Annotated in this window: 12 protein-coding genes; 8 read left to right on the forward strand and 4 right to left on the reverse strand. The window is 48.6% G+C overall.

From position 1 onward, the window contains the following. Positions 1 to 28 precede the first annotated feature (28 nt). Entirely contained in the window at positions 29 to 337 is a 309-nt protein-coding gene (locus ACJ2PR_RS15300; RefSeq protein ID WP_446877629.1) for an S-adenosylmethionine decarboxylase family protein, read from the reverse strand. A 293-nt stretch (positions 338 to 630) separates the two neighbouring features. Between ACJ2PR_RS15300 and ACJ2PR_RS15305 the strand changes: the two genes are divergently transcribed. Then, positions 631 to 1,677 carry an AI-2E family transporter gene (locus tag ACJ2PR_RS15305; RefSeq protein WP_446877630.1) on the forward strand — a complete coding sequence of 349 codons (1,047 nt, stop codon included), beginning with the start codon at positions 631 to 633 and terminating at the stop codon, positions 1,675 to 1,677. A 492-nt stretch (positions 1,678 to 2,169) separates the two neighbouring features. Then, a complete protein-coding gene (locus tag ACJ2PR_RS15310) occupies positions 2,170 to 5,511 on the forward strand; it encodes a PAS domain-containing protein (RefSeq protein ID WP_446877631.1) in 3,342 nt (1,113 codons plus the stop codon). Positions 5,512 to 6,438: 927 nt separating this feature from the next. On the opposite strand, the gene ACJ2PR_RS15315 is transcribed toward ACJ2PR_RS15310, so the two are convergent. Next, positions 6,439 to 6,645, reverse strand: a complete 207-nt coding sequence (locus ACJ2PR_RS15315) for a hypothetical protein (protein ID WP_446877632.1) — start codon at positions 6,643 to 6,645, stop codon at positions 6,439 to 6,441. Here ACJ2PR_RS15315 and ACJ2PR_RS15320 point away from each other — a divergent pair. The 5 genes from ACJ2PR_RS15320 to ACJ2PR_RS15340 all read left to right on the forward strand — a co-directional run bounded on the left by ACJ2PR_RS15320 (position 6,644) and on the right by ACJ2PR_RS15340 (position 13,062). Further along, positions 6,644 to 7,879, forward strand: a complete 1,236-nt coding sequence (locus ACJ2PR_RS15320; protein ID WP_446861835.1) for a sedoheptulose 7-phosphate cyclase — start codon at positions 6,644 to 6,646, stop codon at positions 7,877 to 7,879. The two genes, ACJ2PR_RS15315 and ACJ2PR_RS15320, sit on opposite strands and share 2 nt — an antisense overlap. Continuing rightward, the gene (locus tag ACJ2PR_RS15325; protein WP_446877633.1) at positions 7,876 to 8,712 is read left to right on the forward strand and encodes an O-methyltransferase; all 837 of its coding nucleotides are present in this window, start codon (positions 7,876 to 7,878) and stop codon (positions 8,710 to 8,712) included. The genes ACJ2PR_RS15320 and ACJ2PR_RS15325 overlap by 4 nt, the downstream gene beginning before the upstream one ends. A 217-nt stretch (positions 8,713 to 8,929) precedes the next feature. Continuing rightward, positions 8,930 to 10,303, forward strand: a complete 1,374-nt coding sequence (locus ACJ2PR_RS15330) for an ATP-grasp domain-containing protein (RefSeq protein ID WP_446877634.1) — start codon at positions 8,930 to 8,932, stop codon at positions 10,301 to 10,303. 85 nt (positions 10,304 to 10,388) lie between these two features. Further along, entirely contained in the window at positions 10,389 to 11,450 is a 1,062-nt protein-coding gene (locus ACJ2PR_RS15335; RefSeq protein ID WP_446877635.1) for a methyltransferase, read from the forward strand. 454 nt (positions 11,451 to 11,904) lie between these two features. Then, the gene (locus tag ACJ2PR_RS15340) at positions 11,905 to 13,062 is read left to right on the forward strand and encodes a beta-fructosidase (protein WP_446877636.1); all 1,158 of its coding nucleotides are present in this window, start codon (positions 11,905 to 11,907) and stop codon (positions 13,060 to 13,062) included. Between the two features lie 147 nt (positions 13,063 to 13,209). Here ACJ2PR_RS15340 and ACJ2PR_RS15345 read toward each other — a convergent pair whose 3' ends face one another. Continuing rightward, a complete protein-coding gene (locus ACJ2PR_RS15345; RefSeq protein WP_446877637.1) occupies positions 13,210 to 14,556 on the reverse strand; it encodes a four-carbon acid sugar kinase family protein in 1,347 nt (448 codons plus the stop codon). A 315-nt stretch (positions 14,557 to 14,871) separates the two neighbouring features. Then, positions 14,872 to 15,300, reverse strand: a complete 429-nt coding sequence (locus tag ACJ2PR_RS15350; RefSeq protein WP_446877638.1) for a hypothetical protein — start codon at positions 15,298 to 15,300, stop codon at positions 14,872 to 14,874. A gap of 464 nt (positions 15,301 to 15,764) precedes the next feature. Here ACJ2PR_RS15350 and ACJ2PR_RS15355 point away from each other — a divergent pair, with 464 nt between their 5' ends. After that, a complete protein-coding gene (locus tag ACJ2PR_RS15355; protein ID WP_446861842.1) occupies positions 15,765 to 16,196 on the forward strand; it encodes a pentapeptide repeat-containing protein in 432 nt (143 codons plus the stop codon). The last annotated feature ends 36 nt before the right edge of the window (positions 16,197 to 16,232 follow it).

The raw sequence follows: 16,232 nt of genomic DNA on the forward strand, positions 1-16,232 counted from the left end.
AGTTTTGGTTTAGCTTATTTGGTTTGATTTATCCAGTTGCGAGTAAATAGCTCCAGTGAACGGTTTTGTGATTAGTCGTGAGCGCAATCGCTAATAGCTCGGTTAATCGTTTGGCTTTGTCAAAATTATCTTGATAGTAATCACAAACATGAATATCGACTGCGATTTTGCTAGTTTCAGTCCAGATATGTAGAGCGACGTGAGACTCTTCTAAAATCAACACAACAGAGACACCCTGTGGCTCAAAGAGCGTAGCTAACTCTCCGACTGCGTTGAGACCTGCCGATTGTACACAACTTCTCAGCAAACCAAGTAGCTCGGCGGGAGATTGAGTCATCAGGGTCTCGGCAGCAGTCAGAATGGCAGAAAAGTGATGTGATCGAATCATTTGTGACAAACGATTGCAGTCAATGGCGGGTTGAGATTGAGACGTGACAAAGCGCAAAAAACTTGGTGACTTGAGCGATCGTTACTCTAACAGTTTCTTTAGCAAGATGAGTCATATTCATGAGTTTTTTGTAACGTTTGTTGGTGCAAATTGTTTAGGTTGATGAGAACTCGTTCTTTGTGGTGATTTGGAGAATTTTGGTTTAGTGGTAAAACGGGCAAATTAATCGAGCACCAACAAACATGGATAACGTACCACCTACCAATCGTCAGCCAGTTTGGGATCAGATCAGTACGAATGCGATCGTGCGTTTCTTGCTGTTTTTTGCGGCAGGTTGGGCGTTTGTTGCCCTGCTTCAGTATTTTGAGTATGTGATTTTTGTGTTTGCGTTTTCGGCAATTTTGGCGCTGTTGTTAAATTATCCGATGCGGTTTTTGCAGCGATTTGTTGGGCGCAGTGTTGCCTTGGGACTGGTGATTACAGTTAGTCTGATTACGATTATTGTGCTGGTGATTGCGATCGGGCTGACGCTGACCAATCAAATTCAACAATTAGCGACGCTGCTCCTTCAAACGCTCAACACGGACAACAATCCGCTTGACCAGATGCAAACGATGCTGGCAGCCCGAAATATTCCGCTTAACCTGGATGCGATCGAGGCTCAAATTCGCAATACCTTTGTGTTTGGGCTGAATTGGGTTGTGAGTTCTTTGCCCGTGCTTTTACAAAATTATGTGACCTTCATTATTATTTTAGTTGTTTCCTTTTTTATGCTAATTGATGGTGCAAAACTATGGCGGTTGGTTCTCAAACTGGTGCCTGCTCAAAATCGCAACCGTGTCTCGATCGCAGTACAAAGAAATTTTGTAGGATTTCTACGAGGTCAGTTATTAATCTCGTTTTTGTTAAGTCTGTCAACTTTTTTAGTGTTTGTATTGTTTCAAATTCCGTTTCCATTTTTGTTGGCGGTGACGGTTGGCATTTTTGATTTGATTCCGGGTATCGGCGCGACTTTGGGAGTGAGTCTGGTGTGTTTGGTTATTTTGGTGCAGAGTGGTTGGTTGACAGCGCTGAAGGTATTAGCGATCTGTGTTGTTTTGCAACAGCTACAAGATAATTTTGTTTCGCCGCGCGTGATGCAGAGTACCGTTCATCTTAATCCTGTCGTTGTGTTTTTTGCGTTGCTAGTGGGGACGCGCGTATCAGGACTGTTGGGAATCTTTTTGGCAATCCCGATCGCGGGTGTCATTGTCAGCCTTTTAGAGATCGAAGAGGCCCAGGGAGACTAAAAACTTTTGCTTGAGAACTCTAGTTTGAGCGGTTGATTTTGGTGAAGTTCTATTTCTATCGATCGGCAGATATTAGAAAATGGTCGCACCTGCTATATTTTCAACAGTTGGAGATTAAAGGAATAACGATGGAAGCCACAAGAGATCTGGTAGTCTATCTGAGAGACTCGCGGTTTCATTGTGATAGCTGAAGTTCTGTCTTTGAAAGACGTGCGAGAATCTATCTAACGTTTAATAGCTGACTAAAATCTTAGGCGTTGCTGATTGGAGGGATGAATCTGTGGGAAGTGTCCATCTTTTCACCCCCTAAATCCCCAAAATTGGGGGATTTTGAACCTTGGGCTTCCCGCTGCTTTGGGGCGATTCCTCCCCTGATTCAGCAACGCCAAATCTTATTTGCGATCGCCGATTCAATTTGCGTCCTCTATTGATTAAGTGTATCCAGGGTTGTACTAAGAGTTGTGTTAAGGGAACTGTGCCAAGGTAAAGTCCATGAGTTTTGACCTCTCACCTTCACCTGAGATTGCCCTAGACTCACCTGCGACGGTGACTGAGATGGACGTGTGCATTACTCCATTGTTGGCGCAGCGTTCCTCAAGGCGAGCCAACTTTGAGGCAGAAAATCGAGCCTTTCAAACCTTGGCGCAAGCCCTGGCAGGAGATGCCCGATCGCTCCTCAAAACGCTAACTCACCTGGCGCTTCCCCTCTGTCAAGCGGATACCGTCGGCATAAGTTTGTTAGAAACGTTGGGTGAGGAATCTGTTTTTCGGTGGGTGACAGTGGCGGGCAGTTTGGACTCATGGGAAGGGGACATCATGCCTTTTCTCAGTCCGTGTGGAACAACCGTGCAGTCAGGACAGCCACAGCTATATACCCATCCCGAACGCTATTTTTGTTATCCCCAGAAACCCTGTTCACCGATCGCAGAGGCGTTGTTGATCCCTTTAATTGCAGACCAGCAGGCATTAGGAACGATCTGGCTAGTCACCCATGATCCCGATCGCCATTTTGATCTCGAAGATCAACGCATTCTCACCAATTTATCTGGCTTTACAACTGCGGCATTAACCAACCTCAAAGCGCGACACCAAGCTGAAGACCTGTTACAGCGCGAACAAGCAGTCCGACAAGAAGCGGATCTGGCGCGTCAGGCATTAGACCAGTCCGCAAAACGCGCGATCGACATTCTCGAAAGCACAACCGACTGTTTTGTAGCGCTCGATCACGACTGGCGCATCACCTACGTCAACCGCACCACCGCAAAACTCAATAATCTGTCACCCCAAGACATGATCGGTAAAACACACTGGGAAATGTGGGACTGGTCACCCGGTACGATCGTCGAACAAAATTATCGTCAAGCCGTTGCGACTGGACTTCCCGTTGAGTTTGAGGTGCTGTATGAGCCGTTGCAAATGTGGCTAGAAATTCACGCCTATCCTACCAGCGAGGGATTGAATCTTTACTTTCGCAACATCACCGATCGCAAGGAGACTGAAGCCAAACTTCATGAACAGTTTGAAGAAATTGAGGTGATTTACAATACGGCTCCGATCGGGTTGGCAGTTCTTGATTGTGACTTGCGCTTTGTTCGCATCAATTCAAGGCTGGCCGAGATCAATGGACTTTCTGTAGAGGCGCATTTGGGGCGCAGCGTCAGAGAGATTGTCCCTGATTTAGCTGATGCCGCAGAGTCGCTCTTTCGTCACATTTTTGAAACGGGAGAACCGCTGCTCGATCTAGAAATTAACGGAGAAACCTTTTCCCAACCGGGCGTTAAGCGCACCTGGAACGAAAACTGGTTTCCCCTGCGGGACACAACGGGTCGAGTCGTCGGTGTCAATATCGTCGTAGAAGAGATCACTCAGCGCAAACAATTTGAGGCGGCTTTGGGCGAGAGCGAAGAACGATTACGTCTGGTGCTAACGGCTGCAAACCAGGGCTGGTATGACTTAAATGTACAAACCGGAGCCTCGATCGTGTCTCCCGAATATGCTCAAATGCTTGGCTACGATCCCAAAACGTTTGAGGAAACGAATGCAAAATGGCGCGATCGATTACACCCCGATGATTGGAAACCAGTTAGCCGCGTGTATGAAGACTACATTGCAGGCGATCGCAGCGAATACCGCGTAGAATTTCGACAACGCAAACGGTCTGGCGATTGGATCTGGATTTTGTCTCTAGGTAAAATCGTCGCGTGGGATGCTGACGGTCGCCCTTTACGAATGCTCGGAACCCACACCGACATCACCGATCGTAAGCACGCCGAAATCGCCCTACAAGAACAAACCAGACTCCTGCAAGTGATCATCGACAGTATCGGAGATGGCTTGATTTTGGCCAATTCCAATGGAGAGTTTGTGCTATTTAACCAGGCGGCAGAGCGCATTTTTGGTCGGCTCTCTAACGATCGCCTCTGTGAAGACTGGTCACACACCTATGGGCTATATTTGCCGGATCAACAGACTTTCTTTCCGTCTGAGCAGCTTCCACTATATCGGGCTATGCGAGGAGAAGCGGTCAATGATGTCGAGGTCTTTGTTCGCCCTGATCTGACCAGAGAAGGACGCTGGATCAGTATTAGTGGGTTTCCGGTGGTTGACCAGAGTCAAGAAGTGACGGGGGGCGTGATTACCTGTCGAGACATCTCAGAGCGCAAACAGGTCGAAGCCAAACGCCGACAAATCGAAGCCGAATTAATTCGTACCAATCGCATCAAAGACGAATTTTTAGCGGTGTTGTCCCACGAGCTTCGTACGCCGCTCAATCCGATTTTGGGCTGGGCTAAAATTCTGCAAACAGGCAACTGTGATGCTGCCAAAACACAACAGGCCTTGGCGACGATCGAACGCAATGCCAAACTTCAAACGCAGCTTATCGACGATCTACTTGATGTCTCTCGAATTTTGCGCGGCAAGCTGACCCTGGCTTCTGAACCTGTGAATTTGACCAGCGTGGTTGAGGCGGCGATCGAGACCGTACGGTTGGCAGCGGAGGCTAAATCGATCGCCATAAAATCTCAACTAGAGCCAACTCTCAGCGTATTGGGCGACGCGGGGCGCTTACAGCAAGTCGTTTGGAATCTACTCACCAATGCGGTCAAGTTTACGCCCAACAGCGGGCGAGTCGAGATTCAGGTCACTCAGGTAGACAGTACGGCTCAGATTCAGGTGATTGATACGGGTAAAGGCATTCGTCCAGACTTTTTATCTCAGGTGTTTGAGCGATTTCAGCAGGCCGATTCTTCGACGACTCGACAGTTTGGCGGTCTGGGATTGGGGCTGGCGATCGTTCGTCAACTCGTCGAACTTCACGGCGGCACCGTCCAAGTCAGCAGTCAGGGCGAAGGGCTAGGGGCGACCTTCACCGTTTGGCTACCGCTCATTCCTGGTGCGTCTTCCATTCAGACTGTCTGCAATCGAGCAATCTTTACGTCACTACAAGGTCTGCGCGTTTTGGTCGTAGATGATGAAGCCGATGCGCGTGAGCTAGTCCAGTTTGTGTTGGAGCAAGAAGGCGCGATCGTCACCAGCGTTTCATCCGGCAGGGCAGCGCTTAAGTCTCTCAAGCAGGACACCTTTAATGTGATCATCAGCGACATTGGAATGCCCGACATGGACGGCTATGGGCTGATCGAGCAGATTCGCTCCGATCTTCCAACAAGTCGTCAAATTTTAGCGATCGCGCTGTCTGCCTATGCGGGAGAAGCCAATGAGCGTCAGATCCTAAAAGCAGGATTTCAGAAACATTTGGCGAAGCCTGTTGACCCGATCGAGTTGGTGACATTGGTCAGACAGTTGATTTCACTCCGATCGGCTTCTGCCCTCTAAATCCTCTAAAATTGAGGGACTTTGAACCCTTGAGAAATTGCTTAGGAATGAGAATGGAATAGAATCGATGATTGCCTGGTTGCTTCGCCCCCTAAATCCCCCAGTCTGGGGGACTTTGAGAAAGCAGACATTCTAGAATTTAAGGCAGTTTCGCAGTTCAAAGTCCGCCAAATTTGGGGGATTGAGGGGACAGAAGCCGAATCAAACGACGCGAAACCGCGAGAATTACAGGTTGTTTAATTCAACGTGAATTCGATGGAGTTTTTCCGCTCCGTTATTCAGCACTTCTGCCCCCCAACCCCCCAATTCTGGGGGACTTTTGGACAAGATCTCTCGTTCAAAGTCCCCCAAAATTGGGGGATTTAGGGGGCTGAAGCTGATTGAAACGAAGTGAGTCACTCTCATCGAACTGACGTTAATTCACGATCCTTAAGCTCTGGAAATCTTTCTCTCTGAACAGTTCCTCAGAATGGAGGATTTAGAGGGCAGAGCATTTTGGCCGTGAGCGATCGGCCGTTGAGGCTAGCGTGCTGTTAGCTTCACAGCCTAGATTCATCCAGGGGTTTGGAAATTTGCGCAGATTTTGTTCTTTAGCTGCGTTTTTAACCGCCAGGCTAATTTGAAACCGACCAGAATTCATTCTTTGTTGAGTAAAAAAGATTAATTTTTTCTATAGTGTGTGAGATCTATTCCTTTTGGATGTGCCCCCCCGCAAATCTGCTGACTAATGTACTAATAGTTTCTGGCTGTCTTTCATGCGTCAAATCCCAGGAATCTTTGGACTCGTGATCTACTGGCACTTTGCGAAGTCAATTCGTCTGACAGTGTTTGTGGTGATGAAGTTTTTGGCAACTCGTTGAGTGATAGCTAAAAATATCGATCGCTCAGACGATCTCGGTGTGGATCAATGGGTTATTTAACCTGCTGCTAATCCAAAAACAACCTTTCTGACTTATATCTACTAATGATTGCAGGGATAGTGATTGCAAGAAATGTACAGCGTTTTATGTGGTTGGCATCTACGCAATCTTTTGTGGCAATGCTATTTGCAAAGAAACGGGTTTGACCTGACTTGCGATCGCACTCCACCTCCAGTTTTTGCCCAAGTTTTTGTTTGAATCCATCAAAACTCATGAGTATTGTTGAAGCGAAATGCACTGCCACGGATACGGTTTTTCATGTGGAGGGCTACGAAAAGATCGAATTTGATTTGCAGCTTGTCGAGGGCGTATTTGAGATTGAGAATGCGGTTTTGGCTCAGAGCTACCAAAGTTTTGGGCGCTGTCTGGCGGTCGTCGATCACACTGTCAATCGGCTCTACAGTCTGCAAATGCAGGAATATTTTCGATACTACGGCATCGATTTGACGATTTTTGCCATCCAGATCGAGGAACCTGCCAAAACAATGGAGACATTGCAGGCGATCATTGATGCTTTTGCAAGTTTTGGTCTGGTACGTAAAGAGCCTGTGCTAGTGGTGGGAGGGGGACTTGTGTTGGATGTGGCTGGCTTTGCCTGTGCCACTTATCGCCGCAGCACCAATTTTATTCGCGTACCGACGACGCTGATCGGGCTGATCGATGCCGGAGTCGCGATCAAAGTCGCAGTCAATCACGGCAAACTCAAAAACCGTCTGGGAGCTTATCACCCGCCCAAGCAAGTCTTACTCGACTTCTCGTTTCTCAAAACGCTGCCGATCGACCAGGTGCGAAACGGGATGGCAGAGTTAGTCAAAATCGCCGTTGTCGCCAATGCAGATGTCTTCAATTTGCTCGATGCTCATGCCGAAGCGTTATTAAGTACCCATTTTGGCTATCTAGGTGGCAGTGAAGCCCTGAAAGCAGCAGCCCATCGCATCACCTACGAATCGATCAAAACCATGTTGGAATTAGAAACGCCTAACCTGCATGAACTGATGCTCGATCGCGTCATTGCCTACGGTCACACCTGGAGTCCGACGTTAGAACTTGCGCCCAGTGTTCCTTTACTGCATGGTCACGCCGTCAACATTGACATGGCTCTGTCTGCCACGATCGCTGCCCAGCGGGGATACATTTCTGACCTGGAGCGCGATCGCATTCTCACCCTGATGAGCCGTTTGGGATTGGCGATCGATCATCCCTTACTCGATGGCGATTTGCTCTGGTATGCGACTCAATCGATCACTCAAACACGAGATGGGTTGCAACGAGCCGCCATGCCTCGCCCGATCGGAGACTGTTTTTTTGTCAATGACTTCACCCGACCAGAACTTGAAGCCGCGCTTGCTCAACACAAACAACGGTGTCAGACCTATCCGCGTCAGGGCGCAGGGGTAGACGCTTACATTGGCAGCACCCAGTCTGACTTAGTGGGGAGTGCATCATGACAGGCACGATTTCACGAATTGCAGGCGATCCGGTGCGTCCGGTGACTCCAATGGGGATTTTGGTCGATCAGCTTGAAGCGATCGTCACTCAGGCGACTCAATGCCATCTCCCGGTTGATCTAATGGCTAACTTACAAACGGCCTATCAACTCGCTTCGGGACTCGATCCCTATGTAGAAGCTTGCACTACAGTAGAATCGTCCGACCTGGCAGCGATCGCGACACGCACCCAAAACGAGCGCTGGAGCCAACGATTTAGCGAGGGTGAAACCGTACGTCAACTCGAACAAGAAATGCTCTCAGGGCACGTCGAGGGGCAAGCGTTGAAGATGTTTGTCGCAATGACCAGAGCGCGACGCATTCTTGACATTGGCATGTTCACCGGATATTCCGCTTTAGCAATGGCCGAGGCACTTCCCCCTGACGGAACGCTACTAGCTTGTGAAGTCGATTCCTATGTTGCAGGTCTGGCAAGGGAATTGTTTGATCGCTCTCCTCACGGCCACAAAATTAAGATTGCGATCGCGCCCGCTCTAGAGACATTACAAACGTTAGCTAAGGCAGGTGAATCGTTCGATTTCGTGTTCATTGACGCTGACAAAAAGGAGTATGTTCAGTACTTCCAACTGCTGCTCGACTCTAGTTTGCTCACGTCGGATGGCTTGATCTGCGTTGACAACACTCTGCTACAAGGACAACCCTATCTATCGAATCCCTCCGCCAATGGAGCAGCGATCGCTCACTTTAATCAAGTGGCTCAGGCTGATTTGCGAGTTGAGCAGGTGTTGTTGCCATTGCGAGATGGCGTGACGCTAATTCGACGAGTGACCTGATGTTGAGACAGATCAACCAGAAAACATCTCTCTAACAGAACGTCTATTTGATGAAGTTTTTTCGCTTTGGTGTTTAGTGCTTCTGCGCCTCAAGCTGCCAATTTTAGGGGTTCAAAGTCCCTGACTTGTCAGAATTTGAGAGACGTTTCTAACCTAACCATCGCAGCGGAAAGACTTCATCGAATCTACGTTCAGAAACCTCTCCTACAGTTCGACAATGGTGAATTCTATTAGGTGGCGCATTTGGGCGATCGTGCAAAATTTACTGACGCTGATGGCGCTCACGATCGCGCTTCCCTTTAATCTCAGTCTGGTGTTGGGGGCGTGGGTTGGTCACTGGCTGCGCGGCGATTCTACTGTTGTGCAAGCTGATGATCCCAAGACGATTTTGATCACGGGCGGCAAAATGACCAAAGCGCTGCAACTTGCCCGATCGTTTCACAAAGTCGGTCATCGCGTTGTTTTGGCAGAAACACAGAAGTATTGGCTAACAGGACATCGGTTCTCAAATGCTGTCGATCGCTTCTATACAATCCCGGCTCCACAACCAGATGCTGATAGCTATATTCAGGCGCTTTTGGCGATCGTCAAACAAGAACAGATTGATGTGTATGTTCCTGTGTGTAGTCCCGTGCAGAGCTACTACGATTCGTTGGCTAAGTCAGTGCTGTCTGGTTCCTGTGAAGTGTTTCACTTTGATCAGGATGTGACTCGAATGTTGGATGACAAGTTTGCGTTTGCGGAAGCAGCGAGAGCGATCGAGCTGTCTGTTCCCAAATCCTACTTAATTACCCATCCTCAACAGGTGCTTGACTTTGATTTTTCGAGTGAAACGCGCCCCTACATTCTCAAAAGCATTCCTTACGATTCTGTGCGCCGATTGGATTTGACCAAGCTCCCTTGCCCCACTCGCGAGGAAACTGAGGCATTTGTCCGCAGTCTACCCATTAGCGACGAGAAGCCCTGGATCATGCAGGAATTCATTCGCGGTCAGGAATATTGCACCCACAGCACCGTGCGAGATGGTGAACTAAGACTGCATTGTTGTTGTAAATCTTCAGCCTTTCAAGTCAACTATCAGCAGGTCGATCAGCCAGAGATTCTCCAATGGGTTAGTAAGTTTGTTCAAGCAGAAAATCTCAACGGTCAGGTATCCTTTGACTTTATTCAATCTGAAGAGGGTGAAGTGTATGCGATCGAGTGCAATCCTCGGACTCATTCTGCAATCACCATGTTCTACAACCATCGCGATGTAGCGGATGCTTACTTAACCGACAAACCGTTCACAAAACCGTTGCAACCCTTGCCAACTAGCAAGCCGACCTACTGGATCTATCACGAAGTTTGGCGACTCAATGAAGTGCGATCGCTCCAAGATACCCGCAAGGGATCGCTGTCAGATCTCCAACACTGGTGGCAAACAATCCGACAAGGCAAAGATGCCATTTTTGAGCCTGATGATCCGCTCCCCTTTCTCATGGTTCACCACTGGCAAATTCCTTTACTACTCCTCGACAATCTACGTCGGACTGCTGGCTGGATTCGCATCGACTTCAACATTGGCAAACTCGTCGAACTAGGAGGCGACTAGCTAAAGCCTTCAGCGTTAAATTACCCAATGTTCAGTGTCCAATGTCTAATGGCTAATGTTCAATGTCCAACAACACTCAACACTCATGACAACAACCCCCTTGTCGATCGCGCCCACCAACACCGAAGCCAAACGCAAAATCTTTGGCATGATTCAAGCCTTTTGGCAAAGTCAATGTCTTTATGTTGCAACGCGCCTGGGCATTTTCAACCTACTGCACGACGAAGGCGCACAATCAGCCGAAACGCTGGCTCACAAAACCGTAACCAAAGTTGATCGTCTCTATGTTGTCCTGCGAGCCCTCGCTCATTTAGACCTATTAGAAGAACGCCCCGATCGCATCTTTGCCCCGACTGAAACCTCGACACTATTAGTCACGAATCACGGGCCGTCGATCGGACATTTTGCAATGCATATCACCGAGCCTGCCCAATGGGATGCCTGGAATCAGCTTGAAGCCGCTCTGCACACAGGAGAAGTCGCTTTTGAGCGGGCTAACCAAAAATCAGTCTATGACTTCTGCCAGGACGACCCCCGGAGCGGCGATGTGTTTATGAATGCGATGAGCTTTTTGACCGACCATGCCGTTGATGCACTGTTAGAGGTTTATGACTTCGATCGCTTCTCGACAATTATGGATGTGGGCGGCGGTCAGGGCGGTTTGATTGGCAATATCGTCAAGCGTTTTGGCTGCAAAGGGATGTTGTTTGATGTCCCTTATGTGACGGCGACGGCTCCTGCTTATTTGCAGAAATTGGGAGTTGCTGAAGGTACGATCGACATTGTTTCTGGTGATGTGTTTGAGGCAGTCCCGACGGGGGCGGATGCGATCGTCATGAAGTACTTCATCTCTGCCTGGAACGATGACGACGCTCGTGTGATTCTCAAAAACTGTCGGGCTGCACTTCCTCCCCACGGCAAGATCATTCTTCTGCAAGCGTTTGTTCCTGATCTCGACGACCCCAAAACTGCTCCAGACGGCATCATGCCCGGACTTTTCGCAGTGCAAATCATGGTTTCCGTCCCCGGTGGCGCTTGGCGAACACGACAACAATTCAAAACGCTGTTTGAAGAATGCGGCTTTAAGTTAGAGAAAACAGTAGACACCGGGACAAATCTATCAGCAATGGAATTTGGACTCGCTTGAGAAAGACATTAGACATTAGTTCAATAGACGCTGGACATTAGACATTAAACTTTGGTTATGAAGTCCCCTAGAATTGGCCTACCGTGTACACACAAGTGGATTGGTCAATCATTGCCGAGATCCTTCGCCCCCTAAATCCCCCATTCTGGGGGACTTTGAAATAGAAAGATTTTCACAGTTCAAGCAATTTCTCAGGGGTTCAAAGTCCCTCACTGGTGGGGGGTTTAGGGGACTGAAGTCGACTGAAACGAAGCAATTTATGACTTGTGTGTACACGGTAAAGAATTGGCAGTTTGGGGGCAGAAGATTTGAACAACGGGGGGAATAACCTATATCAAACACACCTCATCAAATTAGCCAAGATCTAATTCTTGCTAAATTACGATCGCTTTCCTCAACCACTCTTACTCTCTTTTGTCTAATTTTTTGTCTAATCTTTTGTCTAAACATTGACATGCAACTGTCACCCTTCCAACGTCGAATTCTTAGCCAGCTTGAATCATTGCCCACGGGCGTTTCTGAATTGGTCAAAGCTAGTTTGATCGAGCGCAGTCAGATTCAATTAGGCGAGGCGATGACCGGACTCTTACGATCGCTCCGTCCCAAACAACCCATGATCTGGGACCCGTGGATTCTCAAAACGGGCAATCTCTACCGTCTCTACTACCTGCGCGGACTCGAAGGCCAAACGCCCTGGTGGACAGTCAGCAACCTCTGTGGGGCGGTCTCTGAGGACTTAGAGAACTGGCACGATCTAGGGACGCTCCTCAAACCCAACCCCAATCACTCCTGGGAATCTGGTCGCATCTGCGCGGGCTGCACCTACCAAGAAGACGGCGTTCTCTATCTGTTTTATTCAGCAGGCGGCAAAGAAATGCCCGACTTGCGAAATGAAGCGATCGCGTTAGCCACCTCCACTGACGGACTTCATTGGCAGCGTCAACATGACCATTTTCCATTGATTCCCACTGAGCAAGATCCCTGGTATGGTCGCTGCAATTTAACCCAACACGTTCACTGGCGCGACCCTTATGTGTTCAAAGACCCCCAGGACGATCGCTATTACTTGTTTATTTGTGCCAGTGCCAAAACTCCCGGCAACTTTCAGGGCTGTGTGGGGTTAGCCGTCAGTGATACGATCGCCGGCCCTTATCAACTCTTGCCGCCTGTCTCTGCCCCAACTTTAGAAACCGCTGACCATTGGCCCTTCTACCACATGGAGCGACCACAAGTATTGTTCAAAAATGGACGCTATCATCTGTTCTTTTCTTGCTTTCGGGTCTATCTCAATCCAAGTTGGCTAAGTCAAGTTAATTCTCGCTACATCACCAACTCAACGTTGTATTGGTATGTCTCCGATGCCGTAACGGGCCCTTATCTGCCCATGTTTGAGAACGAATCGATCGTTCCGGGTAGCGATCGGGTGGGCATGTATGGCATGAACTTTTTACCTGTGACCGAGCGCTTAGACGACTTCATTGCTTATGGGTGGTATCACCGTCTGCATACGCTGGGAGTCTCTTCAGCCCTGAGAGCAACTTGGAAGGAGCGCGATCGTATCCAACTTTTTTTTGACGCAGCCAACCCGATAGCTATCCCATTTGAGTTGTGAAAATTCGGTGGTTAGTCTCGTCAATTAATGGCTAAGAACGAATCACTAATACCAAGTTGAAAATAAGCTGCAACCAATTGATCAGTCAAACTTAGTCAAAGTCCCCCAGAATTGGGGGATCTAGGAGGCGAGAGAACTCAAACCCGCTCAAACATGCTTACTCAAGCGTTGATAAACTGTTGCCAAAGCGATCGCGTCTCCAACATTGCCCGGAAACAGCACAACGGGAAGATTAGGGAAATCGGGATGATCGGCAGGCGTTCGTACCATTGAAACTCCCGCTAATACTTGACCCAGCAGATTTGCAGTTCTCAACGCCAAGCCCTTACTCAGCGTGTCATTGGACGTAATGCCCCCTTTGCTGATCAAAAAACCAATATCAGAAGGGAGCGATCGCAACACATCCATCAATAATCCAGAAACCGCTTCGCCAAAATCCAGTCTAGTTTGCACACTATCGAAGGTGAGTTCTTGGCGGCTAGTGAAGATAACGGGCGTTTTATCTGCGTTGTGAGCGTCGTTAACTTTTTCAAGCGTGTCGCTAAGTAGCGTAGTACGCGCATCGCCAGCGTCTAATAGCTGAGATACCTCAATCTCAATGCCCACCGTTCCCGGCGTGTGTAGAAGGGTTTGAAGTTGCTCGGTGGTTTTTTTGACGTGAGAACCAACGATCACCGCTCCCGGCTTGCCTGCCCGCACGTATCGAGCCATTTCGTCAGGGGCGATCGGCTGTTTGGGTAATTGCGCCAGGGCAGTCAACACACTCGCTGCACTGCGAAACAAAAACCGCTTTCCGGTTGAGGCGGCCGTCAACACATCCGTTGCAAATCGATTTAAATCGTCCTGAGTTTCGGCATCGACGACACAGCACTGATTATGGTGCAAATTCAGCAAACGATCTCTTTGAGATACCCGCAAGCGGTCGCTCACCCCAGACCGAATCTCCGCCAGCAAAAACCGTTCTACCTGCGCGGCTTGAATCTGTCCCTTGGTCTTTTCTTCGACATAATCGGGCAAATAGCTATGCTGATAGCCAAACACGGAATCCTTAGCAAACTCAGTTTGGTGAACTGGCGTATCGACCCCGTTGACCTTCAGATAGTGAATGCTGTCTCGCGTGGTGCGTCCCCCTTCAAGAAAGGCAGGAACTAGAAAGTGAGCATCAAACGGGCCAAGCTCCTGTGCGATCGCATCCGTCTCGATCGGGTAATGTCCCCGCAGCGTGGAATCAGACCGACTGACGACTAAAAAATCTTGAATCTTTTCGAGGGCGATCGCCTGCTTAAGATTTTGACAAACTTCTCTCGTGACGGAGGCTGCTCTATCTGGAGTCAGCGCCCTAGTGTTAGTCAACACAAAGAAAATTGGAGCCTCGTCAGCCAGCCCAATCCGCAGTGTCTCAACATCCCACCGCATCAGCAACAGACAACTATGAACCGTCTGGGAACCCGTCGGGTCATCATCCAGAACAATAATCTTAGGTCGTGTACTCATCAACTCACCTGGCAGTCTACCTTCGCTCAATCTACCAGGAAAGGGAGGGAAGGAGGGAGGAGGGAGGAGAGATGAAAAAAGTAATGTCAGATCGATCGACGCAAAGTTCTTTTATTGGCGTTGCTGAATCAGGGGATGAATTGCCCCAAAGCGGCGGGAAACCCAAGGTTCAAAGTCCCCCATTTTTGGGGGATTTAGGGGGCGAAAAGATGGACACTTCCCACAGATTCATCTCTCCAATCAGCAACGCCCTTTTACTCTCTACAACTTCACTTTTTACACAAAACCCTGACTCATCCCTCATCCCCATCCCTTCTACTTACGAATATCTCGCGCCATGTTGCGGAACATATCCATGCTTGAGTCAGCTTTGCGACGATCGACGCTTTCATCCTTTTTGACTTCGATTACAGGCTGTTGAGCGTTTTGGGGCATCACGACTGAGTTGGGTACGGTGACTTGTTTGCCGTTTTCGACGATGCGCTTGGTGGCGGATACTTCCTGAACAAGCTCCATTTCATCGGGCTGATCGACGGTTTTAGGAAAAGTACGTTTGACCTTTTTGGAAGCCCGCATGTAGTCTAGGTCGCCGTAGGTTTGTGCCTCGTTTGCGTCTAGAAAGAAAGCACTGGAGTTTTTGGGAGCGGGAATTGGTTTTTGTTTTGCGGGTTTGGGGGTTTCTGCTTTTGGTTCTGAGTCAGATTTATCTTTGCCACCAAACAATCCACGAAGAAATCCAGTCATCGTCGGTTCCTAACTTCAATATGTTAAATCAGTTTAACTTATGTTAACTAACATTAAAAGACTGTAGAGCGTTTTTCTAGCAGGTTTAGAAACGGCTTGTAGAAATGACGATCGCTCCCCCCTTAGTAAACTTCTAATTCGCATTAATCTGCTTTCACTCAAAACTGCGAAAATAGAATTGTGAGAGGAGTGAAAGAACTGATCGCCCCCGCTACGACTGAAAGTGACCTCTCACGGGTCACTCGAAGAGATCGGTTTCCAAATCAGCCCATTGACTGACCAGAGTTCTTCTCTACGGACGACGGTTGTCGCTAAATTTTTGAGTTAAATATGACTATCTGAATCGGTTTGAGACCAATTTGCGGAATTCACGTAAAAGCTCTTGGATCTACTGAGAGATTCAAGTCCACCCTTGATAGACACGCAAGATTGAATCGCTCCGAACACTCTGGAGGATGAAGAAAATGAAAGTCAACACGATCGGGATTTTTGCTTTGCTGACAGCCATCTGTGTGGCACTTCCTGCGAGAGCCGAAAACCCTGACCAAATGAGAAGACTGCTCGAAACGGGTGAATGTTCCGGGTGCAATTTGGCAGGAGTCAACCTGAGCGGTGTACATCTTTTGGGTGCAGATCTGCGGAACGCAAACCTACAGGGTGCAAATCTAAGCGGTGCCAATCTAGAGGGGGCAGATTTGACAGGTGCAAACCTTAAGAACGCGAATCTGACGAATGCATTTATGACCAATGCCAGCCTGGATTACGCCATCATGACGGACGCAAATCTAGCTAACGCAAGACTCTACAACGCCAACACCTCTGGGGCAGTTCTCACGGGTGCAAACATTCAAAATGCAGAAGTATTTGGAAGCGGCATTAACGTTGGGGGAGAGTAAGAAAGACTCTGGACTATAGACTTGGACTATGAACAA

Source organism: Phormidesmis sp. 146-33, from assembly GCF_052939515.1.

Bases quoted from the DNA above. Each gene is read 5' to 3' on its own strand.
- ACJ2PR_RS15340 (WP_446877636.1), top strand. From the start codon at position 11,905: ATGCAACTGTCACCCTTCCAACGTCGAATTCTTAGCCAGCTTGAATCA.
- ACJ2PR_RS15350 (WP_446877638.1), bottom strand. From the start codon at position 15,300: ATGACTGGATTTCTTCGTGGATTGTTTGGTGGCAAAGATAAATCTGAC.
- ACJ2PR_RS15300 (WP_446877629.1), bottom strand. From the start codon at position 337: ATGACTCAATCTCCCGCCGAGCTACTTGGTTTGCTGAGAAGTTGTGTA.
- ACJ2PR_RS15315 (WP_446877632.1), bottom strand. From the start codon at position 6,645: ATGAGTTTTGATGGATTCAAACAAAAACTTGGGCAAAAACTGGAGGTG.
- ACJ2PR_RS15335 (WP_446877635.1), top strand. From the start codon at position 10,389: ATGACAACAACCCCCTTGTCGATCGCGCCCACCAACACCGAAGCCAAA.
- ACJ2PR_RS15355 (WP_446861842.1), top strand. From the start codon at position 15,765: ATGAAAGTCAACACGATCGGGATTTTTGCTTTGCTGACAGCCATCTGT.
- ACJ2PR_RS15325 (WP_446877633.1), top strand. From the start codon at position 7,876: ATGACAGGCACGATTTCACGAATTGCAGGCGATCCGGTGCGTCCGGTG.
- ACJ2PR_RS15320 (WP_446861835.1), top strand. From the start codon at position 6,644: ATGAGTATTGTTGAAGCGAAATGCACTGCCACGGATACGGTTTTTCAT.
- ACJ2PR_RS15345 (WP_446877637.1), bottom strand. From the start codon at position 14,556: ATGAGTACACGACCTAAGATTATTGTTCTGGATGATGACCCGACGGGT.
- ACJ2PR_RS15305 (WP_446877630.1), top strand. From the start codon at position 631: ATGGATAACGTACCACCTACCAATCGTCAGCCAGTTTGGGATCAGATC.
- ACJ2PR_RS15310 (WP_446877631.1), top strand. From the start codon at position 2,170: ATGAGTTTTGACCTCTCACCTTCACCTGAGATTGCCCTAGACTCACCT.
- ACJ2PR_RS15330 (WP_446877634.1), top strand. From the start codon at position 8,930: ATGGTGAATTCTATTAGGTGGCGCATTTGGGCGATCGTGCAAAATTTA.